At 67.5% G+C, this 24,441-nt stretch carries 10 protein-coding genes, 1 tRNA gene and 1 pseudogene; 8 read left to right on the forward strand and 4 right to left on the reverse strand.

What is annotated here, in order from left to right; genetic code table 11:
* Positions 1-126: 126 nt before the first annotated feature.
* From QFZ47_RS16705 to QFZ47_RS16715, 3 genes are all read left to right on the forward strand, one after another.
* Positions 127-1,104: an AraC family transcriptional regulator gene (locus QFZ47_RS16705; RefSeq protein WP_307656683.1), complete on the forward strand. Its 978-nt coding sequence runs from the start codon at positions 127-129 to the stop codon at positions 1,102-1,104.
* Positions 1,105-1,886: 782 nt separating this feature from the next.
* Positions 1,887-12,884 (forward strand): autotransporter-associated beta strand repeat-containing protein, encoded by a 10,998-nt coding sequence (locus tag QFZ47_RS16710; RefSeq protein ID WP_307656684.1) that lies wholly within the window; start codon positions 1,887-1,889, stop codon positions 12,882-12,884.
* Positions 12,885-13,242: 358 nt separating this feature from the next.
* Positions 13,243-16,314: an autotransporter outer membrane beta-barrel domain-containing protein gene (locus tag QFZ47_RS16715; protein ID WP_307656685.1), complete on the forward strand. Its 3,072-nt coding sequence runs from the start codon at positions 13,243-13,245 to the stop codon at positions 16,312-16,314.
* Between the two features lie 300 nt (positions 16,315-16,614).
* Here the strand turns inward: QFZ47_RS16715 and QFZ47_RS16720 are convergent.
* The 3 genes and pseudogenes from QFZ47_RS16720 to QFZ47_RS16730 form a co-directional block, all read right to left on the reverse strand.
* Positions 16,615-16,866, reverse strand: a pseudogene (locus QFZ47_RS16720) (Arm DNA-binding domain-containing protein); the annotation flags it as partial.
* Between the two features lie 175 nt (positions 16,867-17,041).
* Positions 17,042-17,116 (reverse strand) — tRNA-Arg (locus QFZ47_RS16725).
* Between the two features lie 61 nt (positions 17,117-17,177).
* Entirely contained in the window at positions 17,178-17,414 is a 237-nt protein-coding gene (locus QFZ47_RS16730; RefSeq protein WP_307656686.1) for a hypothetical protein, read from the reverse strand.
* 316 nt (positions 17,415-17,730) lie between these two features.
* On the opposite strand from QFZ47_RS16730, the gene QFZ47_RS16735 reads away from it, so the two are divergent.
* From QFZ47_RS16735 to QFZ47_RS16750, 4 genes are all read left to right on the forward strand, one after another.
* Positions 17,731-18,756: a Bug family tripartite tricarboxylate transporter substrate binding protein gene (locus tag QFZ47_RS16735; protein WP_307656687.1), complete on the forward strand. Its 1,026-nt coding sequence runs from the start codon at positions 17,731-17,733 to the stop codon at positions 18,754-18,756.
* A 118-nt stretch (positions 18,757-18,874) separates the two neighbouring features.
* On the forward strand, positions 18,875-19,399 hold the full coding sequence (locus QFZ47_RS16740) for a tripartite tricarboxylate transporter TctB family protein (RefSeq protein ID WP_307656688.1): 525 nt from the start codon (positions 18,875-18,877) through the stop codon (positions 19,397-19,399).
* A gap of 21 nt (positions 19,400-19,420) precedes the next feature.
* A complete protein-coding gene (locus QFZ47_RS16745) occupies positions 19,421-20,950 on the forward strand; it encodes a tripartite tricarboxylate transporter permease (protein ID WP_307656689.1) in 1,530 nt (509 codons plus the stop codon).
* Positions 20,951-20,965: 15 nt separating this feature from the next.
* A complete protein-coding gene (locus QFZ47_RS16750; protein WP_307656690.1) occupies positions 20,966-21,802 on the forward strand; it encodes a cytidylate kinase family protein in 837 nt (278 codons plus the stop codon).
* A 15-nt stretch (positions 21,803-21,817) separates the two neighbouring features.
* Here the strand turns inward: QFZ47_RS16750 and QFZ47_RS16755 are convergent, their stop codons facing one another.
* Positions 21,818-22,426, reverse strand: coding sequence for a Crp/Fnr family transcriptional regulator (locus tag QFZ47_RS16755; RefSeq protein WP_021009173.1), 609 nt, complete (start codon positions 22,424-22,426; stop codon positions 21,818-21,820).
* A 159-nt stretch (positions 22,427-22,585) separates the two neighbouring features.
* Here QFZ47_RS16755 and oxc point away from each other — a divergent pair, with 159 nt between their 5' ends.
* The gene (gene oxc / locus QFZ47_RS16760) at positions 22,586-24,415 is read left to right on the forward strand and encodes an oxalyl-CoA decarboxylase (protein ID WP_307656691.1); all 1,830 of its coding nucleotides are present in this window, start codon (positions 22,586-22,588) and stop codon (positions 24,413-24,415) included.
* Positions 24,416-24,441: the final 26 nt, after the last annotated feature.

Consider the following 24,441-nt stretch of genomic DNA (forward strand, 5'->3'; position numbering starts at 1 on the left):
CTCCTGTCTGGATAGAATCGGTCGGAGCGACCAAGACCCATGGTGCCGACGCGAAGCACCGTTGTATTGCCCGCTGCGCCGGACTTATTGACCGAAACCCCGCCCTCGCTTGCCCGGGAGGTGACCATGGATGTCTTGTCGGCCGTGCTGCGGACCATCCGCCTGGAGGGCGCGCTGTTCCTGAACGGGGACATGCATGCGCCCTGGTGCTTCAAGGTGCCCAAGGGCGCGGACATCGCGCAACTGCTCAAACCCGGCGCGCAGCGGCTGGCCATCTGCCACCTGGTGCTGCAAGGCGAATGCTGGGCCCAGGTCGATGGCGGGGAGCCGGTTCGCGCGTACGCCGGCGAAGTGATCGCCGTGCCGCATGGCGACTCGCATGTGCTGGGCAGCGGCCTGCACCATGCGGCGGTGGACGTGGAGCATGTGGTGAGTCCGCGGGCGCCCGAACTGGAGCGAATCCGCTACGGCGGCAACGGCGACCGCACCGTGCTGGTGTGCAGCTGGTTCGCGTACGAAGGCGATGTGCCCAATCCCCTGATGGCGAACATTCCGCGCCTGTTCACCACATCGCTGCGCAGCAGACCGGCGGGTCCGTGGATCGAGCAGTCCGTCAATTACGTGCTGGGCGATGCGGCATCGCGCACGCCGGGTTCGGAGATGGTGGCCGCCAAGGTGGCGGAGGTGCTGTTCGCTGAAGTGCTGCGCGGCTACATCGAATCCATGCCCGCCAACAACCCTGGCTGGTTAGCGGGCCTGCGTGACCCTCACGTGAGCCGCTGCCTGGCGCTGATGCACGGCGAGCCCGCACGCAACTGGACGGTCGACGAACTGGCGCAGGAAGTTCACGTCTCGCGCAGCGTGCTGGCGGACCGCTTCGCCGAGCTGGTGGGTGCGCCGCCCATGCACTACCTGGCGCGCTGGCGCATGATCCTGGCCGCCGGCATGCTGCGCAAGGACCAAGGCAACCTGGCGCGCATTGCCGAAGGTGTCGGCTACGAGTCGGAAGCCGCCTTCAATCGCGCATTCAAGCGCGAGTACGGGATGTCACCAGGGGTTTGGCGGCAGAACGGGTCGCGGGTGTTGAATTCCACCGACCTCTGACCCGTTCCGCAAGGGCGCTGAGACAGGTCGCCTTGATGAATGGCGATCGACGACCGAGGAGCGCAGCAAGGCAACGGCTGCTGACGCAAGGTCACGATGCCGCAGTGGCTCACCTGTTCCCCGTTCTCGGTTCTGCGGTGATTCTGCGTTCATGGTCTTCTCGCACTGTCTCCCCGAGGGCAACAAGGGGGAGTGCGGCTGGCTCTGCACGACAACACGCCGGTTCCGGCCCGGCCGAGTTGTCTTGGTGACGCAACACAAAGTCAGGTTATGTTCAGGTTTGAGTAGTTAGGTTTTAGTAACGAATTTGTACAAATTGTTTCCTGGCTGTACCCTCACAGGTCACAAGCCGTGAGGAGCAATCCGATGAATTCGAGCCAGTGCCGCAGGCAATTCGCGACAGCGAATTCCCCAACACGAGCGCTCAGCTCATGGATCTGAGCCCTCAGGCAACCGCAAACCCCAAGGGCTTTCCTCCCCGCTTCGGCCATCGCGCGGCCGGCGGCCTTCTCCTTCTCCCTGGCCGCAACGAATGTGCGCGGTGCGGGGCACTGCCGGCGCCAGTCCGGTCACCTGCAGCGACGCAAGCAGCAGGACCATCCCCATGAACAGCGGCGGGCTGAACCTCGACCACCTCACGAAACCGGGCAGAACCGTGAACGCCCCGGCAGCCAGCCTCCAGTGAGGCAGAACAAACATTTCCGGGCATTCCCGGAACTCGCCTGCTCGTGCGCAGGCGCGCAAGTCATCTTTTCAAGTCGGTCCCTGAAGGAACAACTCAAATGAACCACGTGTTCTGCACTATCTGGTCCAAGACGCTGGGCGCTTGGGTGGTCGCCTCGGAATTGGCCACGCAGCATGGCAAGAGCGGCGGGGCAGACAAGCGGCCGCGCCCGGCGGATGCGATGGAGCGGTCTGCTGCCGCGGGCACGCGCAGCCCCTGGGCCTTGCGGCTGGTCGCGCTGGCGGCGTTGCTCGCCTTGTACGCGCCGGCGCAGGCGGCGGACCGGTACTGGGACGTCAACGGCACGGCCGCGGGCCTTGGCGGCACCGGTACCTGGAATACGGCGCCCGGTTCCTGGAGCGACAGCAGCGACGGGGTGAGCGGGCCCTTCGTCAATCCCTGGAACAACGCCGCGCCTGGCGGTGACAACGCGATCTTCGGGGGCTTCTCAGGCACGGTGACGCTGGGCGCGCCGATCACCGCGCACAACCTGACCTTCGACGCCAGCACCACCTATACGCTCAACGGCAGCACGCTGACGCTCACCGGCACCACGCCGACCATCGCCACCAATGGCGCCACCACCATCAACTCGATTCTTGCTGGCAATGCAGGGCTGACCAAGACGGGTACGGGCACCCTGCTCCTCACCGGTGCCAACATCTTCAGCGGCGGCATCAATGTTGTCCAAGGCAGGTTGAACGTCAGTGGCGATTCGTCGCTTGGCGCTGCCAGCAATGGCATCGCTTTGTCGGCAGGCACGACGCTGGTCAGCACCGGCGCGCTGAGCGCTGGCCGTGTTGTGACGCTGCTCTCCGGCTCCGCCGGCATCGGCGCTGGCGTGGGCTCGGCCCACATCACCGGGGCCGGTGGCTTTTCGCTGGCCGCGCACACAACGCTGAATGACAACACCAACAATTTCACCGGGGGGGTAGGCACCGACGGCTACAACCTGTCGTTCACGTCGATCCGCAATCTGGGCGAGACGAGCGCCCTGGGGGCAGCGACCACGGCGACCGATGGCGCCGTGTACGTCCGCAACGCCGCCGCCATCTATCTGGGCAGCGGCGATACCTCAAATCGCGGCTGGAGTATGGCGCCCCACCTCTACTCCTCCATTCTGAGAAATCAGGGAACCGGCACGCTGACGGTCACCGGAGACATCACCGCGTCGGGGGGGTATTTAGCATCCGTCATCCTGGACGCGCAGACCGCCGACCTGGCGCTGCTGGGCGTCATCAGCAGCAACCTTGCAGATCGGCCGTTTACATTCACCGGCGGCGGGACAAACCGCAGCATTACATTGAACGGCGCCAACATCTTTGGCGGTCCGGTCGCGATTCAGAACGTCACGGTAAGGGCGAACTCGCTGGCCGACCAGGGCACCATCAGTTCGCTGGGCACCGGTGCCGGCGCCGGGACCATCTCGCTGAGCAACGGCGCGCTGTCCTATACCGGTTCCGGAAGCAGCAGCAATCGCGGGCTGTCGATCAACGGCGGCAGCAGCGTGCTCAACGATGGCACGGGCGCGCTCACACTCAGCGGAGCGGTCGCATTCAACGCGGCCGCGCCGGCCGATGGCTTGACGCTTGGCGGCAGCTTCGCGGGCACCAGCACGGTGTCCGGCGTGATCTCCGGCGCCGGCAATCTCGTCATGAACGGCGGCGCAGGCAATGCCTGGCTGCTCAGTGGGGCCAACACGTTCAGCGGGACCACCACCGTGACATCGGGCACCTTGCAAGCCGGCAGCAACCAGGCCTTCGGCGCGCCCAATGCAGTGACTGTCAACGGCGGCACGCTGGACCTCAACGATTTCGCCATCACCGCGGCATCGCTGTCGGGCACCGGCGGCAGCGTGGACCTGGGCAGCGGCAACCTGACGCTGAACGCGGCATCGGGCAGCACCACCTATGCGGGCAGCATCACCGGCAGCGGCAGCCTGACCAAACTCGGTCTCAGCACTCTGACCCTGACCGGCGCCAACACCTATACCGGCGCAACCAACATCGGTGCCGGCACGCTGGCGCTCAACTTCGCCGGCGCGGGCGGGCCGGCCAGCAACATCGTTTCCGGCGCCTCGACGCTCAACATGAGCGGCGGTACGTTGACGGTGACGGGCGCCGCGGGCGAGGCCAACACGCAGGCCTTCAACGGCTTGAACGTGACCGCCGGCAGCAACAGGATCGGCACGGCGCCGGGTGCCGGCGGCACTGTCACGGTCAGCCTCGGCGGCATCACCCGCGGCGGCGGCCTGGTCGATTTCGGCACCTCCGCCAACGGCATCATCAGCACCGCCAACGCCGACGGCACGCTCGGCGGCTGGGCCACCGTCAACGGCAGCGACTACGCCAAGGTGCAGGGCGGCAGCATCGTCGCCTTCACCGCTACCGACTACACCAACAAGGACGATGCAGGCGCCTGGCTGAACAACGAGTTCATCAGCGACGCCGGCGGTGCGATCAATACGCCGTTCTTCGGGACGGTGGCCGGCAGTCAGCAGCTAGGCGGCCTGCAATACACCGCGGCGGCCAATTCCACCGTGAACGTGAGCCCCGGCCAGACCCTGGCCATCGACGGCACCATCATCGTGACGAGCACGGTGGGCAACACCGCCAAGACCATCCAGGGCGGCAACCTGACCGGTGCCTCAGGCGGCGGCACGCTGGGTGTCTTGCAGAACGGCGGCGCCAGCAGCAACTTCACCATCGCCTCGACGATTGTCGACAACGGCGGTGCCATCGGTTTCAGCAAGGGCGGCACCGCGCAGGTCACGCTGACCGGCGCCAACACCTATACCGGCGCCACGACGCTGAGCGGCGGCACGCTGTCCATCAACACCGTCGCCAACGCGGGCGCGGCGAGCAGCATCGGCGCATCGTCGGCGGCTTCGTCCAACCTGGTGTTGGAGAACGGCACGCTGAGCTACACCGGTGCCACCGCCACCACTGACCGCGGCTTCACGCTGGTCAACGGCGGCCCGTCGCGGACGATCGAGGTGACCAGCGGCGCCGCCAACCTGGCTTTCAACGGAGTGGTCACCAGCCCCGACGACGCCGGTTTCACCAAGACCGGCGCGGGCACGCTGACGCTGGGCAATGCCGGCAACGACTATGTCGGCGCGACGACGGTCAGCGGCGGCACGCTGTCTGTCGGCACGCTCGCCGATGGTGGTGTTGCCAGCGGCATCGGTGCCGCCAGCAGCGCCCCCGCCAACCTGGTCGTCAATGCCGGGGCCAATCTGGAATACACGGGCGCAACGACGAGCACCGATCGCGGCTTCACGCTGGGCACCGGCGCGGCCGGCGGCGGCATCGACGTGGACAGCGCCCCCACCACGCTGACCATGAGCGGTGTGGCGACCGGAGCCGGCGCTCTGCGCAAGGAAGGCGCGGGCACGCTGGTTCTGCCCGGGACCAACACCTATACGGGCGGCACGATCGTCAACGCCGGCGTGCTCCGTGCGGGTTCCACCACCGCCTTCGGCAGCACGATAGGGCTGATGACGGTGAACGCTGGCGGAACCCTGCAACTTGGCACGTTCAACACCACAGTGGGCGCGCTTGCCGGCGCGGGACTTGTGGATATTGGAACGGCCATGCTGACGATGGGTGGTGCCAATGGCACATTCACCGGGGCGATCAGCGGCACGGGCGGGCTGACGCGCACCATCGGCGGCACGCAGACGTTCACGGGCTGCAACAACACCTATGCCGGCGCCACCACGATCAACGGCGGCGTGATCAGCACCGACTGCCTGGCCAATGGCGGTTTGGCCAGCGGCATCGGCGCCTCGTCCGCCGCTTCGTCCAACCTGGTGTTGGCGAATGGCGGGCTACTGCAATACACCGGCGCCAGCGTCACGATCGATCGCGGTATCAATCTGAGCGGCGGTTGGGGTTATATCGACGTGAGCAGTGCCGCCACGACGCTGGGCTTCAATGGAGCAGTGGTGGGTGGAGGCGGCCTCGTCAAACGTGCCGGGGGTACGTTGGTCCTGTCCGGAACCAATACTTATACCGGCGGTACGACCGTCCAGGGAGGGATTTTGCGCGCCGGCTCGACCACCGCCTTTGGCACGGGCGGTGTGACCTTTTTGAACGTCGCCGGCGCAACCCTTGATCTCGCCGACAACAACAACTCGGTCCTGAATCTCGAAGGGGGCGGCGCGCTCGGCGGCAACATCACCCTGGGCTCGGCCACGCTGACGATCACCAACGGCAGCAACCTGACCTACGCCGGAGCCATCAGCGGCACGGGCGGCGTGCGCAAGAGCGGCGGGCCGGGGGCCTTCCAGAGCCTGTCAGGCTGCGCCAGCAGCTACACGGGATCCACCGTGGTCAATTCCGGCATCCTCGCCGTGACTTGCCTTGCAAACGGCAGCAGCAACAGTTCCATCGGCGCCTCGGGCGCGGCCGCGAGCAATCTGGTATTGAATGGCGGCACCTTGCAGTACAACGGTGCCGCGACCAGCACCGACCGGCTGTTCACGCTCGGCGCCACGGGCGCGCTCGCCGCTTCGGGCAGCGGTCCGGTCAGCTTTACGAACACTGGCGCCATTGCGTTTGTCGCTCCCAATACCGCCAGCCAGTTGACACTGACCGGCGTCAACACCGGCAACAACAGCCTGGCCGCGCAGCTCACCAACAACGGCACCGGCACCACCTCGCTGACCAAAACCGGCACTGGCACCTGGATCCTCAACAATCCGAACAGCACCTATACCGGGATCACCACCATCAGCGGCGGCGTGCTCGGCGTGGACAAGCTCAGCGATGGCGGCGCGGCCAGCAGCATCGGCCAGTCGTCCAGCGCGGCGACCAATCTGGTGATCGGGAGCGGATCGACCCTGCGCTATACCGGCACGGGCGACACCACCAATCGCCTGTTCACACTGTCCACCGGCGTCAGCATCATCGAGTCTTCGGGTACCGGCGCTGTGGTGTTCAGCAACACCGGATCGGCCGCCTATACCGGCAGCGGCGCCCGCACCCTGGCGCTAGGCGGCACCAACACCAGCGCCAACACGATGGGCGGCACCATCATCGACGGCCCCGGCGGGCCCACCACGCTGGCCAAGAACGACGGCGGCAACTGGGTGCTGACCGGCAACAACACCTTCACGGGCAACACCGTCATCAACGACGGCAACCTGACGATCGGCAACGGCGGCACCAGCGGCAATGCCGGCGCGGGCAATGTGTTCGTCGTCAATTCGACCTCGACGCTGTCGCTGAACCGCAGCGACACCTTCAACTTCAACGGCACCATCACGGGCGCAGGCAATCTGGCGCAGATCGGCACCGGCACCACTGTGCTGACGGCCGCGGGCAACGCGGTCGCCGGCGCCACCTCGATCAGCGCCGGCACGCTGCAGGTGAACGGCGCCCTGGTCACGGCGGGCATCTCGATGACCGGCACTTCCGCCCTCACGGTGAACGGCACCGTGCAGGCGGCCGGCGGAACGGCCTCGGCGATCACCGGCGACGGCGGTGCCAGCACCCTCAACGTGAACGCCGGCGGCACCTTGCGCGCCAGCGGCGACCTGGGCGCCGGAACGGACACCGCCACCCTGGCGGGCACGCTGAACACCGGCGCCGGCGCGCTCAACCTGGGCACTGGCAACGACATCCTCGCGCTCAACGACGGCGGCACCATCACCGGCATCGTCAATGGCGACACCGGCATCGGCAACGAAATCGGCGCCGTCGACACCCTGCAGGTGACCAACACCGCCGCGCGCACGCTCGACGGCACCAGCACCTCCGGCTTCGAGGCCCTCGTCAAGCAGGGCAGCGGCACGCTCACCCTCACCGGCGCGCAGGCCTATGCTACGGGCACCACCGTGCAGGCCGGCACGCTGCTGGTCAACGGCACCCAGGCCGGCGCCGGCGGCCCCACCACCGTGCAGAGCGGCGCCACGCTCGGCGGCACTGGCACCGTCGCCGGCGACGTGAGCATTGCCAGCGGCGCCACGCTGAGCCCGGGGAACACCGGCGCCGTGGGCACATTGACTGTCAACGGCAACCTGACCCTGAACAGCGGCACGGCCCTGAACTACCAGTTCGGCCAGGCCAACGTGCCCGGCGGCGCACTCAACGACCTCACCAATGTGACAGGCAACCTGACCCTGAACGGCGGCCTGCTCAACGTCACCCCCACCGCTGGCGGCAGCTTCACGCCCGGCGTGTACCGCATCATGAGCTACGACGGCACCCTGAGCGGCACCGGCCTGTCCATCGGCAGTGCGCCGGCAGGCAGCTACGTCGTGCAGACCTCGATCGCCAACCAGGTGAACCTGCTCAACAGCACCGGTGTCACTCTCAACTTCTGGGATGGCCCCGGCAACCAGAACGACGGCACCATCCAGGGCGGCAGCGGCCTGTGGCAAAACGCCGCCGGCAGCGACAGCTGGACCGATCAGACGGCCGCGATCAACGGGACCTTTGCCGATGGCGCCTTCGCCATCTTCGGCGGCACGGCGGGCACCGTCACCGTCGACAACAGCCTCGGTGCGGTCCGCGCGTCGGGCATGCAGTTCACGGTGGATGGCTACACCCTCAACGGCGGTCCCCTCACGCTGAACGGCGGGCCTTCGATCATTCGCGTGGGCGACGGCACCGGTGCTGGCGCCGGCATGACAGCCACCATCGGCGCCGCGCTGGTTGGCGCGGGCGGGTTGCAGAAATCCGACCTCGGCACGCTGGTGCTCAGTGGCACGAACACCTACACCGGCGGCACGACCGTCGACGGCGGCGTGCTGCAAGTGTCCAGCGATGCCAACCTGGGCGACGCCAGCGGCGGGCTCACGCTCAGTGGCGGAGCGCTGCGCAACACGGCTGCGTTCACGTCCGCGCGTGGCGTCACGCTCGGCACCAACGGCGGCACCTTCGATACGCAGGCGAACCTCACGCTGTCCGGCACGGTCGGCGGCGCGGGCTCCTTGACCAAGACCGGCGGCGACACGCTGACGCTCACCGGCAGCAACACGTATACGGGCGGCACGTCCATCAACGGTGGCACGGTGGCGGTATCCGACGATGCCAACCTCGGCGATGCGAGCGGCGCACTCTCGCTCGATGGCGGCACGCTGCAGAGCACGGCCGCCTTCACGTCCGCGCGGGCGGTCACGCTGAATGCGGGCAGCGGCACGTTCCAGACCACCGACGACCTCACGCTGACCGGTGAGGTCGGCGGCTCCGGCGCGCTGACCAAGACCGATGCCGGCACTCTGCTGCTCACGGCGAACAACACCTACGCCGGCGGCACCACGATCTCGGCGGGCACGCTGCAACTGGGCAATGGCGGCACCACGGGTTCCATCGCGGGCAATGTCACCAACAACGGCGCGCTGGTCTTCAACCGGTCGGATACGTACAACTTCGGCGGCACGATCTCCGGCAGCGGCGACGTCACGCAGCAAGGCACCGGCATCACCGTGCTGACCGGCAACAACAACTATGGCGGCAGTACCGCCGTGAATGCCGGCACGCTGATCGTCAATGGCAACCAGTCGGCGGCTGCCGGAGCCACTTCGGTGGCAGCCGGCGCCACGCTGGGCGGCGCCGGCACGATCGGCGGCAACGTGTCGGTGGCCGATGGCGCCACGCTGAGCCCGGGCAACCTCGGCAGCGTGCCGGGCACGCTGACCGTCAACGGAAACCTGGCGCTGGCCAATGCCTCCACGCTGAGCTACAACTTCGGCCAGGCCAACGTGATCGGCGGCGCCTACAACGACCTGACGAGGGTGGCAGGCAACCTCACGCTGGGCGGCACCCTGAATGTCACGACCACGTCGGGCGCTGCGTTCGACCCCGGCATCTACCGCGTCATCAGCTACGGCGGCACGCTGACCAACAACGGTCTTGTCGCCGGCACGATGCCTTCGCCGAGTTTCTACGTGCAGACCTCGGTGAACAACCAGGTGAACCTGGTGAACACAGCCGGGTTGCCGGTGGACTTCTGGGACGGCCCCGGCAGCCAGAACGACGGTGTCATCCAGGGTGGCACCGGCGTCTGGCAAAACGCCACCGGCAACGCCAACTGGACGCTGGGCGACGGCAGCGTCAACGCGCCGTTCCCGGATGGCAGCTTCGCGGTCTTCGCCGCCGCACCGGGAACCGTCACGGTCGACAACAGCCTCGGCGCGGTCAGGAGCAGCGGCATGCAGTTTGCCGTGGATGGCTACACGATCCAGGGCAACCCGATCGCGCTGACCGGCGCGACGAACATCTTGCGCGTGGGCGATGGCACGGCCGACGGTACGGCCATGACCGCGACGATCGGCTCCGCGCTCACGGGCGCGGGCGGTGTGCAGAAGACGGACCTCGGCACGCTGGTGCTGACCGGCACCAACACCTACGGCGGCGGCACGACCATCACGGCAGGCACGCTGCAACTGGGCGACGGCGGAGCCGGCGGTTCGATCGTCGGCGACGTGGCCAACAATGGCGCGCTGGTCTTCAACCGCTCGGACAGCACGACGTTCAGCGGCGCCATTTCCGGCAGCGGCAGCGTCACGCAGGCGGGTGCCGGTACCACGGTGCTCACCGGCACCAACGCATACCTCGGCGCCACGACCGTGCAGGCAGGCACCTTGCTCGTCAACGGCGATCAGTCCGGCGCGACCGGGCGCACCACCGTCCAGGGTGGCGCCACCCTGGGGGGCAGAGGCACTGTCGGCGGCGACGTGGCCATCGCGAACGGCGCCACGCTGAGCCCGGGTGATGCGAGTGCCCCCGGCACACTGACCGTCAATGGCAGCCTGTCACTGGACAGTGGCGCCACGCTGAACTACCGCTTTGGCCAGGCCGGCACGCTGGGAGGCGCCCTCAACGATCTCACGGTGGTGCACGGCAATCTCGCGCTGGACGGAACGCTCAACGTCAGCATCACGCCGGGCGGCAGCTCCGGGCCGGGCGTGTATCGCGTGTTCAGCTACGACGGTGCCCTGACCGACAACGGCCTCGCGCTTGGCACGGTTCCCGCGGGCGACCTGTTCGTGCAGACCTCGATCGCGCAGCAGGTGAACCTGGTGAACACCACCGGTCTCACGCTGAACTTCTGGGACGGCCCGAACACCTCGGGCAACGGTGTGATCAACGGCGGCAACGGCACGTGGCGCCTTGCCGACAACGACAGGTGGACCGAAGCCAGCGGCGCGGTGAATGCGCCGTACTCCAACGGTGCATTCGCCATCCTGGCTGGCACGCCGGGCACGGTGACGATCGACAACGGCAACGGCCAGATCGAGGCATCGGGCCTGCAGTTCGCGACCGATGGCTATCGCCTCACGGGGGGCACGCTTGCGCTGACGGGCAGCACGCCGATCATTCGCGTGGGCGATGGCACCGCCGCCGGCGCCGGCATGACGGCCACCATCGATTCGGTGCTGGCCGGCACGGGCGCATTGACCAAAACCGATCTGGGCACGCTGGTGCTGAACGGCAGCAACACATTCACCGGCAGCACGGCGGTGGAAGCCGGCACGCTCGCGGTCAACGGCGTGCTCGGCGGCAGCGTCAACGTGCTCGCGGCAGGCCGCCTGCAGGGCTCGGGCACGGTCGGCAGCCTGGCGGTCGCGGGCACCATCGCCCCGGGCAACTCGATCGGCACGCTGACGGTCAACGGCAACTTCACGCAAGCCGCCGGCTCGACCTACGAGGTCGAAGTCGACCCGGCATCCAATGCCTCGGACCTCATCCATGCCGGCGGCGCCGCCAGCATCACAGGTGGCGCGAAGCTCAACGTCGTGCGCATCAGCAGCAGCGACTTCGTGGTGGGCAACCGATACACCGTTCTGAAGGCCGATGGCGGCGTGACCGGCACCTACAGCCTGGGCGGCGACACCCGCACCGCATTCGTGCAGCTGCGCGACACCTATGACGCCAACAACGTCTACCTGAGTGCCGAGAAGGTGCGCAGCTTCACGGAGGTGGCAGGCACGCCCAACCAGGCGGCCGTGGCCACGGCGCTGGACAGCCTGCCCCAGAGCAACGCGCTTGCCAATGCCGTGGCGTTCCTGCCCAGCGACTTCGCTGCGCGCGACGCACTGAACCAGCTGTCGATGGACCTCCATGCCTCCAACAAGAGCGCCATGCTGGAAGACAGCCGCTTCGTGCGCGAGGCGGCCATCGACCGCCTGCGCACCGCCAGCTGCGCGCCGGGCAGCGCGCCGCAGCAGCAGCCAGCGCAGCCGACGCAAGAGGGCAGGGAACGAGACGGCTGCACACCTGCAGACAATCAGGCGCGCACCGCCTGGGGCCAGGTCTTCGGCTCCTGGGGCCAAGTCGACGGCGACGGCAACGCGGCCAAGCTCAAGCGCGACATCGGCGGCTTCGTCGTCGGTGCCGACACGGGCGTAGGCGGTGGCTGGCGCGTGGGCGCCTTCGGTGGCTACAGCCGCACCAGCGCCAGCACCGACGCGCGCAGCAGCAGCGCCAAGACCGACAGCCACCACCTGGGCCTCTACGGTGCCACGCAGTGGGGCGCCACCTCGGTGCGCCTGGGTGCCAGCCAGAGTTGGAACAAGACCGAGACCAGCCACTCGGTCCGCTTCGCAGGCTTCGCCGACAGCCTCTCGGCAGACTACGACAGCACCACCACGCAGCTCTTCGGCGAAGCGGGCCACCGCATCGACGCGGGAGGCGTGGCGCTGGAGCCCTTCGCGCGCCTGGCCTACGTGCGGCTGCGCAGCGACGCCTTCCTCGAGCGCGGCGGGCTGGCCGCGCTCTACGGCGAGGGCGGCAGCGCCGATGCCGCCTTCACGACGCTGGGCCTGCGCGCCAGCACCCAGCTTGGCACCACCACGCGACTGCGCGGCATGCTCGGCTGGCGCCATGCCTTCGGCGACACGACGCCCACCAGCACGCATGCCTTCGCGGGCAGCATCCCGTTCACGCTCGCAGGCGTGCCACTGGTGAAGAACGTCGCGGTGGTGGAGGCGGGCGTGGACATGCAGCTGCGCCCGAACCTGACGCTGGGGGCCTCCTACTCGGGGCAGTTCGGCAACGGGCTCAAGGACCATGGCTTCAAGGCAAGCCTGAACTGGAAGTTCTGACGGCCTGAGGTTCCTCCGCCTCCGGAAATCATGCGGGGAGTGGACCAAGCTCAACGCACTCGATGACCGGGGTGCCGAGCGCGTCGCCGCGCCAGATGGCGGATTCGACGGCGTGCGGCAGCGCGAGGGGCGGGCGCCGCGAGGTGCTCCGAGTGAATTTGGTGCCGCGGCGGTTCGGGTTGAAACCCCTGGCAGATCGTTCCCATCTCGGAGTACCCTTCGCCTGCCATGCAGCTTTGGCACGCGTGCTTACATTTTGGACTTGCAAATCCGAAATCGTCGTCGCGTGGAGGAGCAGGCAATGGCTGCCGCACAGGGCGCCGCCCGATCAGTGAATGAAGAACAAGTGGGAAAAACCATGAACAAGATCTTCCGAAGCCTTTGGAGTCCAACCGTCGGCACCTGGGTGGCCGCGCCGGAAATCGCGCGCGGCCCTGGGCGCTCTTCTTCCAGCGGGGGCGGCGCGCGCGCGGTTGCGGCTGCGGCGGCCCTGCTTGTCTGTGCCGCGCCGGTGCTCGCGGCCGGCGGCGCGGGCGGCCAGCCTGTCGGCGATACGACGCTGAATGCGGGCGCCGGCGGCAGCGACGGCGCGGGGGGCAGCGGCGGGCTCAACGACACCTCGGTCAATGCGTTCGGCGGCGCTGGCGGATCGTCGACGCCCAGCGGCGTGACGGCGGGAGCCAACGCCAACATCGGCGGCTTCGGCGGTGCGACGCCGGGCACGGGCGGCGCGGCTGGCGCCGCCAGCACGCCCACCGGCCCTGGTGCGTTCCAGGGTGACGCCGGTGGCGCGGGCCAAGCGCAGACCGGCGGCCCGGGCGCCGGCGACGGCTACGGCGGTGGCGGCGGCGGCGGCTTCCAGGGCGCATCGCTCGCCAACACCGTCACCAACTCGCCCGACAGCTACACCGGTGGCAGCGGTGGCGCGGGCGGCAACGGCTATTGGGCGGCCGGCGGCGGCGGCGCCGGCGGCTACGGCGCGATCCTCAACGGCCCGCTCGGCAACTACGCGGCCACGGGGTCTTCAACTGGCGGCGCGGGCGGCAAGGGTGGCGACGCCTTCTCGCAGGCCGGCGGCGGGGGCAGCGGGGGCGGCGGGTTCTACCTCAACGCGACCAACCCGGGGCTCGGCTTCACCAACACCGGCACCCTCGCGGGCGGGGCGGGCGGCGTCGGTGGGGCCGAGCTGCCAGGGGCCCGCACCAACGCCTCAGGCGGCGGTGGCGGCGCAGGGGGCATCGGCGCGACGCTGGCCGGCGTTGCCGTCACCGTCAGCAACACCGGCTCGATCGTGGGCGGCGCCGGGGGCGCTGGCGGCGCGGCCGGCGGCGGCGCGGGTGGCACCGGTTCACCGGGCAGCGGCGGCGACGGCGGGGCCGGTCTCGCATCGACCGGCGCGGGCGCGACCCTCACCAACACCGGCGCCATCACCGGCGGGGCGGGCGGTGCCGGCGGGACCAACAGCAACGGTGGCGCGAGCGGCGCCAACGGCGTGGGCGGCGCCGGCGTGACGGGCGCCAACCTCGCGCTGACCAACGGCGGAACGATCTCCGGCGGGCTGGGCGGCGACGGTGTCACCCGCGCCGCGGCGGTCGCGTTCACCGGCGGTGCCAACAGCCTCACGCTGAACACCGGCTCGTCGATGTCGGGCGCCATTGCCATCGGCACGAGTGCCACCGCCAGCGTGATCGCCGGCGCCGACGGCCTTGGCGTCAACAACGCCCTGCTGCTGGGCGGCACGGGCACCATCGACACCAATGGGCATGACCTGGCCTGGTCGGGCCCGATCTCCGGCGCCAGCAATCTCGTGAAAGCCGGCGCGGGCGTGCTGACGCTGAGCGGCGCCGACACCCATGCGGGCGGCACCAACGTGGCGGCGGGTACCCTGCGCGCCGGCGCTGCCAACGTCCTCAGCGCTGCCAGCGCCTTCACCGTGGCTTCGGGCGCGACGCTCGACTTGGCCGGCAACAGCCAGGCCATCGCGTCGATGGCCAACAGCGGCACCGTGTCGCTGGTGGGCACGGTGCCCGGCACCACGCTGACCGTCAACGGTCCCTGGGTGGGCAACGGCGGCACGCTGCGCCTGGGCACCGCGCTGGGCGGCAGCGCCAGCGCGAGCGACCGGCTCATTCTGAGCGGCGCCACCGCCGTCGCCAGCGGCACGACCAACGTGCAGATCACCAACCTGGGCGGCCTGGGCGCGCTCACCGCGGGCAACGGCATCGAGGTGATCAGCGCCATCAACGGCGCGACCACCACCGCGCAGACCACCCGAAGCGCGTTCAGCCTGGCCGGCGCCCATGTCGACGCGGGCGCCTACGAGTACCGGCTGTACGCCGCCGACGCCAGCGGCGCGGGCGAGAACTGGTACCTGCGCTCGACCGCCGCGGCCGTTCCTCCGGCCGTCCCGCCAGCCGTTCCGCCGGCCGGTGGCGGCACCGGCGGCGTGCTCGTTCCCACCTATCGCGCCGAAGTGCCGCTGTACGCGGCGCTGCCAGAGCAGTTGCGCCAGTCCAGCCTGGCGATGCTCGGCAACATGCACCAGCGCACGGGCGACGACTTTGCGGCCGGCGTCAACAACACTTCCACGCCGGCGCAAGGCTATCGCCAGGCCTGGGGCCGCATCATCAGCACCGACCGCACCATCTCGCAGGGCGGCACAGTGAGCCCCACCAGCAAGGGCCGCCTCACAGGCTTCCAGGCCGGCACCGACCTGTGGGCCGACCCCAACTGGCGCGCGGGCCTGTACGTTGGCGAGCTCGAGGGCGACATGCGCGTGAACGGCTTCGCCAGCGGCCTGCCGAACCTCGCGGTGGGCACCAACAACCTGAAGAGCCAGTACCTGGGCGCCTATGCCACCTGGAAGAACGACGGCGGCCTGTACGTCGACGGCGTGCTGCAGGCCGGCCGCCACCGCGACACGGCATCGCCCACGCTGGGCATCTCCAGCCGCGGCAAGGGCAACAGCCTGCTGGCGTCCATCGAGGTGGGCCAGTCGTTCGCCATTGCGGAGCACTGGACCATCGAGCCGCAGGTGCAACTGGTGCACCAGCGGGTGAGCCTGGATGACGTGGGCATCCCCGGCGCCCTCGTGCAGCAGGACAGCCACAACGGCTGGCTGGCACGCGCCGGCGTGCGCGTGAAGGGCGAGATCGCCACCGGCGTCGGGCTGCTGCAGCCCTATGTGCGGGTCAACGTCTACCGCAGCAGCAGCGGTACCGACGTCACTCGCTTCATCGGCCCAGCCGGTTTCACGGACATCGCCACGCGCACCGGTGGCACCAGCACCGAGCTGGCAGGAGGGGCCACGCTGCAGCTGGCCGAGAACATGAGCGTGTATGCGGAGCTGGGCAAGCTGTGGGGCTCTGGCGGCGACGCACGCATCAAGAGCGGGGTCAATGCGAGCGTGGGGGTGAAGATGCGCTGGTGATCTCGCGAGGGTGGCAGGACGGCGCGCAAGGGCGAAGCACTCGCCCAGCTCGACCAGCACCTCGAGCGCGGCGATGCATTGATCGCGCGTGCCCAAAGTGCCAGAGCGAATGTCAAGACACAGCTGCGCACTGAACGTCTGCCTCGTCATGGATGACCTACCCCCTGCGAGCCAGCTGGTGACCTTGGCCTGGGTGATGGCGACGCGCTTGTTCGCCGTCTTGGCGAGCCAATCGCGGGCGACCTTCTCGAAGGTGTTCGCGGCGGCGTCGGCCTTGCGCTCCTTGTCCTCTCGCTTGGCGGCGACGGGATCGATGCCGTCGGCCAGCCGGATCCTGGCCTCGTCGCGCCGAGCGCGAGCCTTGGCAAGGGTGACATCGGGGTAGACCCCGAGAGCCAGGGTCTTCTGCCGTCCAGCGAAACGATAGCTCAGCCGCCAGTACTTTCCGGTAGCGGTGACGTGCAGGTACAGGCCGCGCCCGTCCGCGTACTTCTCCCCGCTCATCGCGCCCAGGGGCTTGAGTTGCCGCACGCGGGTGTCGTTGAGTTCCATCGCCGCCTTACTGTTGGTATCTGGCTTTCGAGCTTCTGGAGATACCAACAAAAATGTTGGTATTTCTCTGCGATGACCTGCTACGCCGTGCGACGGCCTGAGGCAAAGAAAAACCCGCTACGCTGGGGAAACGTGCGGGTTTTGATGCTGGGTGAGACAGGGTGATTCGGTCTCTTGGTGCCTTCGACAGGAATCGAACCTGTATCTGAGTCTTAGGAGGACCCCGTTCTATCCATTGAACTACGAAGACGGAGGGCGGCCCGGACTTTACCAGTTCGGAGTGCCGCCGCGCAGCCTGCTGTTGCTGCTGCTCAGCGCAGGCCGATGCGCGAGGCGTGCCAGCGCAGCACGTCGGCGCGCAGCGGGTCGGAGGCCTCGATGCGGTTGGCGCGCAGCTGCAGCGCGCGCATCTGTTCGACTTCGTCGATCACCTTGCCCGGACGCAGCAGGGCCTGAACGAGCACGCTGGCCTCTTCGGCAAGCGCCTTGAGCGCGCCAGCCAAGCCACCGGATGCGCTCGTGCCGGACGATCGGTCAAGGGTAGACATACGGAAACTCCTGGGATGGGGTTGATCGGGAAATAACCGCCATTCTAGGGTTTACCCGAATCCTCCCTGGATGCAAGGGAAAGGTGCACGCCATCGGTGCTGTTGCATGCGTTCGTTTGCGTGCCGTTCCCCTCGACGGTTCTCAGGGCAAAGCCTCGCTCGCCCGTCGCTCGGCGCGGGCTAACCCCAAGACAAAATCTTTGAAAAGTTGACCATGGTCAAGCAGGCTGAGTTCTTCCTGCGCGCACCATCGCCCCTGTTCGCATCTCGGCTCAGATCGATCAAAAAAAAGAGCGCACCTTACACAGGAGACAACATGATGAAGAACTTCTTTTCGCGCCCCCGCGCTTGTCGGGCCAAGGTCTTCACCGCGGCCATGTTGGCGCTCGCGGTTGCCACGCCGGCTTTCGCATGGGAACCCACCAAGCCGGTGGAGTTCGTGATTCCGGCGGGCACCGGCGGCGGCGCCGACCAGATGGGCCGGCTGCTGCAGGGCATCGTCATCAAGTACAAGCTGATGAAGGAGCCGCTGATCGTCGTCAACAAGTCGGGCGGCGCGGGCGCCGAGGGCTTCCTTGCGGTGAAAGAAGCCAAGGGCGATCCGCACAAGATCATCATCTCGCTGTCCAACCTGTTCACCACGCCCATGGCCACCGGCGTGCCCTTCAACTGGAAGGACATGACACCGGTCGCGATGATGGCGCTCGACCAGTTCGTGCTGTGGACCAACGCCGAGCAGCCGTACAAGAACGCCTCCGAGTTCATTGCGGCGGCCAAGGCGGCGGGCCCGAGCAAGTTCAAGATGGCCGGCACCGGCTCCAAGCAGGAAGACCAGATCATCACGGTGGCGCTCGAGAAGGCCACCGGCACCAAGTTCATCTACGTGCCGTTCAAGGGCGGCGGCGAGGTGGCGGTGCAGCTGGTGGGCGGCCATGTGCAATCGACGGTCAACAACCCGATCGAGGCGGTGGCCCAGTGGCGCGCGGGCAAGCTGCGCGCCCTGTGCGTGTTCGACGACCACCGCATGCCGTTCAAGGCCAAGGTGACCGAGACGCAGTCGTGGAACGATATCCCCACCTGCAAGGAAGCAGGCGTTCCCACCAAGTACACCATGCTGCGCGGCATCTTCATGCCCGCCGGCGTGACGCCCGACCAGCTTGCGTTCTACGTGGACCTGCTGACCAAGATCGCCGCCACGCCGGACTGGAAGGAATACATGGAGAAGGGTGCTTTCAACCCGAGCTTCATGAGCGGCGACGCGTTCACCAAATGGCTCACGGAAGCGGAAGCCACGCACCGCACGCTGATGACGGAAGCTGGCTTCCTGGCGAGCAACAAGTAGCAATCATCGAGCGTCGCGCGGCGCTCCTTGCCTGAAGAGATGACGGCCGCCCGCAGGGGCGGCGGGCGGAGCGCTGCATTTTGGTTTTCACGGCATACACACGAACGATGGGGACTCCATGGAGCACGACGAGAATTCAGCAGACGGTCCGGCACGCACGGGCGTAGCGACCCATGTGGTCGAGGCGGTGGTGGCACTGGTCCTGGTGGCAATAGGGCTGGTGGTGATCTACGAGAGCCAGAGGCTGGGCTCCGGCTGGACCAGCGACGGTCCTGGCGCGGGGTACTTTCCCTTCTACATCGGCGTGATCATCACCATTTCCGGCGCCGGCATCCTGTACCAGGCATTGCTGGGCAAGAACAGGAAGACCGAGGTCTTCGTCGACTCGGTGCAGCTCAAGCGCGTGCTGTCGGTGCTGGTGCCGGCCACGGTCTACGTGGGGGCGATTTCATTGCTCGGCCTCTATGTGGCATCGGCGATCTACATCGCACTGTTCATGGTGTTCCTGGGCAAGTACTCGTGGGTGAAGAGCGTCATTGCGGCGCTGGCGGTCAACACGGTGTTCTTCTGCATGTTCGAGGTGTGGTTCAAGGTGCCGCTGTTCAAGGGCGCACTCGATCCCCTCCGCTTTCTCGGCTACTGAATCTCACGGAGCAAATGCGAAATGGATGAAATCAGTGCCCTGATGCAGGGCTTCTCGGTAATCCTCACGCCGATGAACATCGGCCTGATGTTCGTCGGCATCATCCTGGGGGTGCTGATCGGCGTGCTCCCCGGGTTGGGCGGCGCCAACGGGGTGGCGATCCTGCTGCCGCTCACGTTCACGATGTCGCCGACCTCGGCGATCATCATGCTGTCGTGCATCTACTGGGGTGCGCTGTTCGGTGGAGCCATCACCTCCATCCTGTTCAACATCCCGGGCGAGCCGTGGTCGGTGGCCACCACCTTCGACGGCTATCCGATGGCGCAGCAGGGCAATGCGGGCGCCGCGCTGACCACGGCCTTCACCTCGTCGTTCGTCGGTGCGCTGCTGGCGGTGATCATGATCACCTTCCTGGCGCCGCTGGTGGCCAAGTTCGCGCTCAAGTTCGGGTCGCCCGAATTCTTTGCGGTGTATTTGCTGACCTTCTGCAGCTTCGTGGGCATGGGCAAGGGGTCGCCGTTCAAGATACTGGCGTCGATGGCGCTCGGCTTCGCGCTGGCCAGCGTGGGCATGGACACGGTCACGGGCCAGCTGCGGCTCACCTTCGGCCAGTCGGAGCTGATGCGCGGGTTCGACTTCCTGATTGCGGTGATCGGCCTGTTCGGCATCGGCGAAATCCTGCTGTCGATGGAAGAGGGCCTGAAGTTCTCGGGCAAGAGCGCGAAGATCGATCCCAAGGTGGTGCTGCAGACCTGGAAGCAGCTGCCGCAGTACTGGGTGACCTCGCTGCGCAGCTCGCTGATCGGCATCTGGATGGGCATCACGCCCGGCGGCGCCACGCCGGCCTCGTTCATGGCCTACGGCCTGGCCAAGAAGATGTCCAAGCGCGGTTCCAAGTTCGGCACCGGCCAGATGGAAGGCGTGGTAGCGCCCGAAACGGCGGCGCATGCGGCCGGCACCAGCGCGCTGCTGCCCATGCTGGCACTCGGCATCCCGGGTTCGCCCACCGCCGCGGTGCTGCTGGGCGGCCTCTTGATCTGGGGCCTGCAGCCCGGCCCGCTGCTGTTCGTCGAGCAGAAGGACTTCGTCTGGGGGCTGATCGCCAGCATGTACCTGGGCAACATCGTGGGCCTGATCGTGGTGCTGAGCACGGTGCCGCTGTTCGCCTCGATCCTGCGCATTCCGTTCTCGATCATTGCGCCGGTGATCATCGTGATCTGCGCCATTGGCGCCTACACGGTGCACAACGCGATGCTCGACATCTGGTTCATGCTCGGCTTCGGCGTGGTGGGCTACCTGTTCAAGAAGCTCGACTTCCCGCTGGCGCCGCTGGTGCTGGCGCTGGTGCTCGGCGACAAGGCGGAAGACTCGTTCCGCCAGGCCATGCTGGTTTCGCAGGGCGACGTGATGATCATGTTCTCGAACCCGCTGGTCGGCGGCATCACCACCCTCGCACTCTTGCTGCTGTTCTGGCCGCTGATCGCCAAGGCGGTGGCGCTCGTCAAGCCCAAGAAGCACGACGAGTTCGCTGTCGAGCGGCCGGTCGACTGAACGGAGAACAACACCATGCCAGTGATTGCACTCACCCAGGAGATGGGTTCCCTTGCCAAGGATGTATCGCTTCGGCTTGCCGAAACGCTCGGCCTCGAGGTCATGCGCCACGAGACGATCGAGCGCGTGGCCGACCGCATGCAGGTGCCGACCAGCTTCATCGGCCGCCTGCGCGACGGCAAGGCCGGCTTCGTCGAACGGCTCACGGCCGACCGGCGCAGCCTCGCGCTCTACACGGCCGAGGAACTCTTCGCGCTGGCCGACCGCGGCAACGTGGTGCTGCGCGGCTGGGGCGCGACCTGCCTGCTGCGGCCGGTGCCGCACGTGGTGTGCGTGCGCATCACGCGCTCGATGAAGAAGCGGGTCGAATGGCTGATGGCGCACCTGGAAACCGACGATGCCGAGTTCGCCGAAGCCGAGATCCGGCGCAGCGACGATGCGCACGCGGCGCGCATGCATGCGCAGTTCGGTGTGACATGGGGCGACCCGGTGCTCTACGACCTGGTGCTCAACACGGACCGCCTTTCGGTGAACAGCTGCGTGGCGCAGATCCGCGCGCTGGTGGAGCGCCCGGAGTTCGCCGAGACACCGGCCTCGCGCGCGCTCCTGGCCAACATGGCGCTCGCGGCGCGGGTGAAGTCGGCGCTCAAGGACGAGCATGCGACCGCCGACATCCGCGTGACCGTCGAGGCCGACCAGGGCAGGGTCACGCTGCGCGGCATCGTGCTCGATGCCCAGGAGCGCCTGCTCACGGAGGATGTGGCGTCCAGGGTCGACGGCGTGAGCGGCATCGACAACGCGTTGCGCCTGATGACCGTTCCGCGCCGCTTCGCGTCGGCCAAGCAGACCTGAAAAAGAGCAGGCGAGCTAAATCTTTCCGCGCTTGCGCAGGCGACTCAGGGTTTCTGCGGAGAGATTGAGATACGACGCCAGTTCCTTGCTGGGAATGCGGTCTTCCAGCTCGGGGTGCTTGCGCATGAAGCGGTGCACGCGGCCCGGCGCGTCGAGCAAGTGAAGCGTGATGGTGTGCGCCATGATCTCGCTCATGCCGCGCATCACGCAGTACTCGAACAGCTCCTTGGTCTCGGGGTGGCGGTTCAGGAACGCGATCCACTCCTTCAGCGGCAGGCTGGCCACGCGGGCCTTGGTGACGCACACGATGCCGTAAGGCGTGGGCGTGCCCAGGCGCAGCGCCGCATAGCTGGTTTCCATGTCGTGCGCATCGGCAAAGCGCAGGATCATTTCCTTGCCTTCCGGGTTGCTCACCACCCGCTTGAGGATGCCGTCGAGGATGAAGTACTGCTCCATCTCGCGCACGCCCTGGTGCAGCAGGAAGTCGCCCTTGTTGCCGTCCACGATGACGAGATGGGTTTCCAGTTCGGCGCGATCGCTCTCGCTCAGGTCCTTGAGAAGGATGTTCTGCCGGAGCTGCGCGCGAATGATGTTCTTCTCCGGGTGGTTTTCCAACAGCGTCATGGGTCCCGTCTTGCTCGAATGCGCAACTACAACAACTTCAGGTTCATCTGGCCGGTGCCGTTTTCCGGAAAGTTGACCGAGGTCAACGCCTGAAAGCATGCCCCCGAATCATAGTCCCGGCTCGGGCCTCGGCCATTCACCCAAGCAAGAAGGAGAGACATGTCTTCAGTAAGAACGGACAAAGAGGCATCCACCACCCTGGACGACGCCCTCAAGCCCAAGAATCGGGCCAACGACGGCGATGCGGTCGTGCTCGCGCTCAAGCAGACCACGGAGGAAGCAGCACCGGCGCACGAAACGACGATCGACGGCTTCCACCTGGTCATCGATGCGCTGAAGCTGAACGACATCGACACCATCTTCGGCCTGCCGGGCATTCCCATCACCGACCTCACGCGCATGGCGCAGGCAGAGGGCCTGCGGGTCATCTCGTTCCGCCATGAGCAGCATGCGGGCAACGCCGCTGCTGCGGCCGGCTTTCTCACGCAGAAGCCCGGCATCTGCCTGACGGTGTCGGCTCCCGGCTTCCTGAACGGCCTCACGGCGCTGGCCAATGCCACCACCAACTGCTTCCCGATGATTCTCATCAGCGGCTCGAGCGAGCGCGAGATCGTCGACCTGCAGCAGGGCGACTACGAAGAGATGGACCAGCTCGCGATCGCCAAGCCACTGTGCAAGGCGGCGTTTCGCGTGCTGCGTGCCGAGGACATCGGCGTGGGCATCGCCCGTGCGATCCGCTCGGCGCTGTCGGGCCGCCCGGGCGGCGTGTACCTCGACCTGCCGGCCAAGCTGTTCGCGCAGACCATGAATGCGGAGGCCGGCCGCCGGTCGCTGATCAAGGTGGTCGATCCGGCGCCGCGCCAGATTCCGGCGCCCGACGCGGTGAAGCGCGCGCTCGACCTGCTCAAGGGCGCCAAGAAGCCGCTCATCCTGCTGGGCAAGGGTGCGGCCTACGCGCAGGCCGATGCCGACATCCGCGCGCTGGTCGAGAAGACCGGCATTCCCTACCTGCCGATGTCGATGGCCAAGGGCCTCCTGCCCGACACGCACGTGCAGTCGGCCGCCGCCGCCCGCTCCTACGTGCTGCAGGAAGCCGACGTCGTGATGCTGATCGGCGCGCGCCTGAACTGGCTGCTCTCGCACGGCAAGGGCAAGACCTGGGCAGAGGACAAGGGCGCCAAGCAGTTCATCCAGATCGACATCGCGCCGACCGAGATCGACAGCAACGTGGCCATTGCCGCGCCGGTGATCGGCGACATCGGCTCATGCGTGGCGGCGCTGCTGGGCGGCATCGACGGCAAGTGGGCCAAGCCGCCGGCCGAATGGACCGGCGCCATCGCCGAGCGCAAGGACAAGAACCTCTCGAAGATGGCCGCGACGCTGGCCGCGCGGCCTTCGCCGATGAACTTCCACAGCGCGCTCAGCGTGATCCGCGACCAGGTGAAGGCGCGGCCCGATGCCATCGTGGTGAACGAGGGCGCCAACACGCTCGACTTCGCGCGCAGCATCGTCGACATGTACGAGCCGCGCAAGCGCCTGGACGTGGGCACCTGGGGAATCATGGGCATCGGCATGGGCTTTGCCGTGGCGGCCGCGGTGGTTACCGACAAGCCGGTGATCGCCATCGAAGGCGACAGCGCCTTCGGCTTCAGCGGCATGGAGGTGGAAACCATCTGCCGCTACAACCTGCCCATTTGCATCGTCGTGTTCAACAACAACGGCGTCTACCGCGGCACCGACGTGAACGCGAGCGGCACGCCCGACGTGGCGCCCACCGTGTTCGTGAAGAACGCGCGCTACGACAAGCTGATGGAAGCCTTCGGCGGCGTGGGCGTCAACGCCACCACCGCGGATGAATTGCAGAAGGCGCTGGCCGAAGCCGTCGCCTCGCGCCGTCCCACGCTGATCAACGCCGTCATCGACGAGACCGCCGGCACCGAGAGCGGGCGCATCACCAGTCTGAACCCCAGCACGGCGAAGAAAAAGTAACCCAGCATCATCAAGGAGAACCTCAT

It is taken from the genome of Variovorax paradoxus, assembly GCF_030815975.1.
GTDB classification, from domain to species: Bacteria; Pseudomonadota; Gammaproteobacteria; order Burkholderiales; family Burkholderiaceae_C; genus Variovorax; species Variovorax paradoxus_N.

Bases quoted from the DNA above. Each gene is read 5' to 3' on its own strand.
- QFZ47_RS16705 (WP_307656683.1), top strand. From the start codon at position 127: ATGGATGTCTTGTCGGCCGTGCTGCGGACCATCCGCCTGGAGGGCGCG.
- QFZ47_RS16710 (WP_307656684.1), top strand. From the start codon at position 1,887: ATGAACCACGTGTTCTGCACTATCTGGTCCAAGACGCTGGGCGCTTGG.
- QFZ47_RS16715 (WP_307656685.1), top strand. From the start codon at position 13,243: ATGAACAAGATCTTCCGAAGCCTTTGGAGTCCAACCGTCGGCACCTGG.
- QFZ47_RS16730 (WP_307656686.1), bottom strand. From the start codon at position 17,414: ATGTCTACCCTTGACCGATCGTCCGGCACGAGCGCATCCGGTGGCTTG.
- QFZ47_RS16735 (WP_307656687.1), top strand. From the start codon at position 17,731: ATGATGAAGAACTTCTTTTCGCGCCCCCGCGCTTGTCGGGCCAAGGTC.
- QFZ47_RS16740 (WP_307656688.1), top strand. From the start codon at position 18,875: ATGGAGCACGACGAGAATTCAGCAGACGGTCCGGCACGCACGGGCGTA.
- QFZ47_RS16745 (WP_307656689.1), top strand. From the start codon at position 19,421: ATGGATGAAATCAGTGCCCTGATGCAGGGCTTCTCGGTAATCCTCACG.
- QFZ47_RS16750 (WP_307656690.1), top strand. From the start codon at position 20,966: ATGCCAGTGATTGCACTCACCCAGGAGATGGGTTCCCTTGCCAAGGAT.
- QFZ47_RS16755 (WP_021009173.1), bottom strand. From the start codon at position 22,426: ATGACGCTGTTGGAAAACCACCCGGAGAAGAACATCATTCGCGCGCAG.
- oxc (WP_307656691.1), top strand. From the start codon at position 22,586: ATGTCTTCAGTAAGAACGGACAAAGAGGCATCCACCACCCTGGACGAC.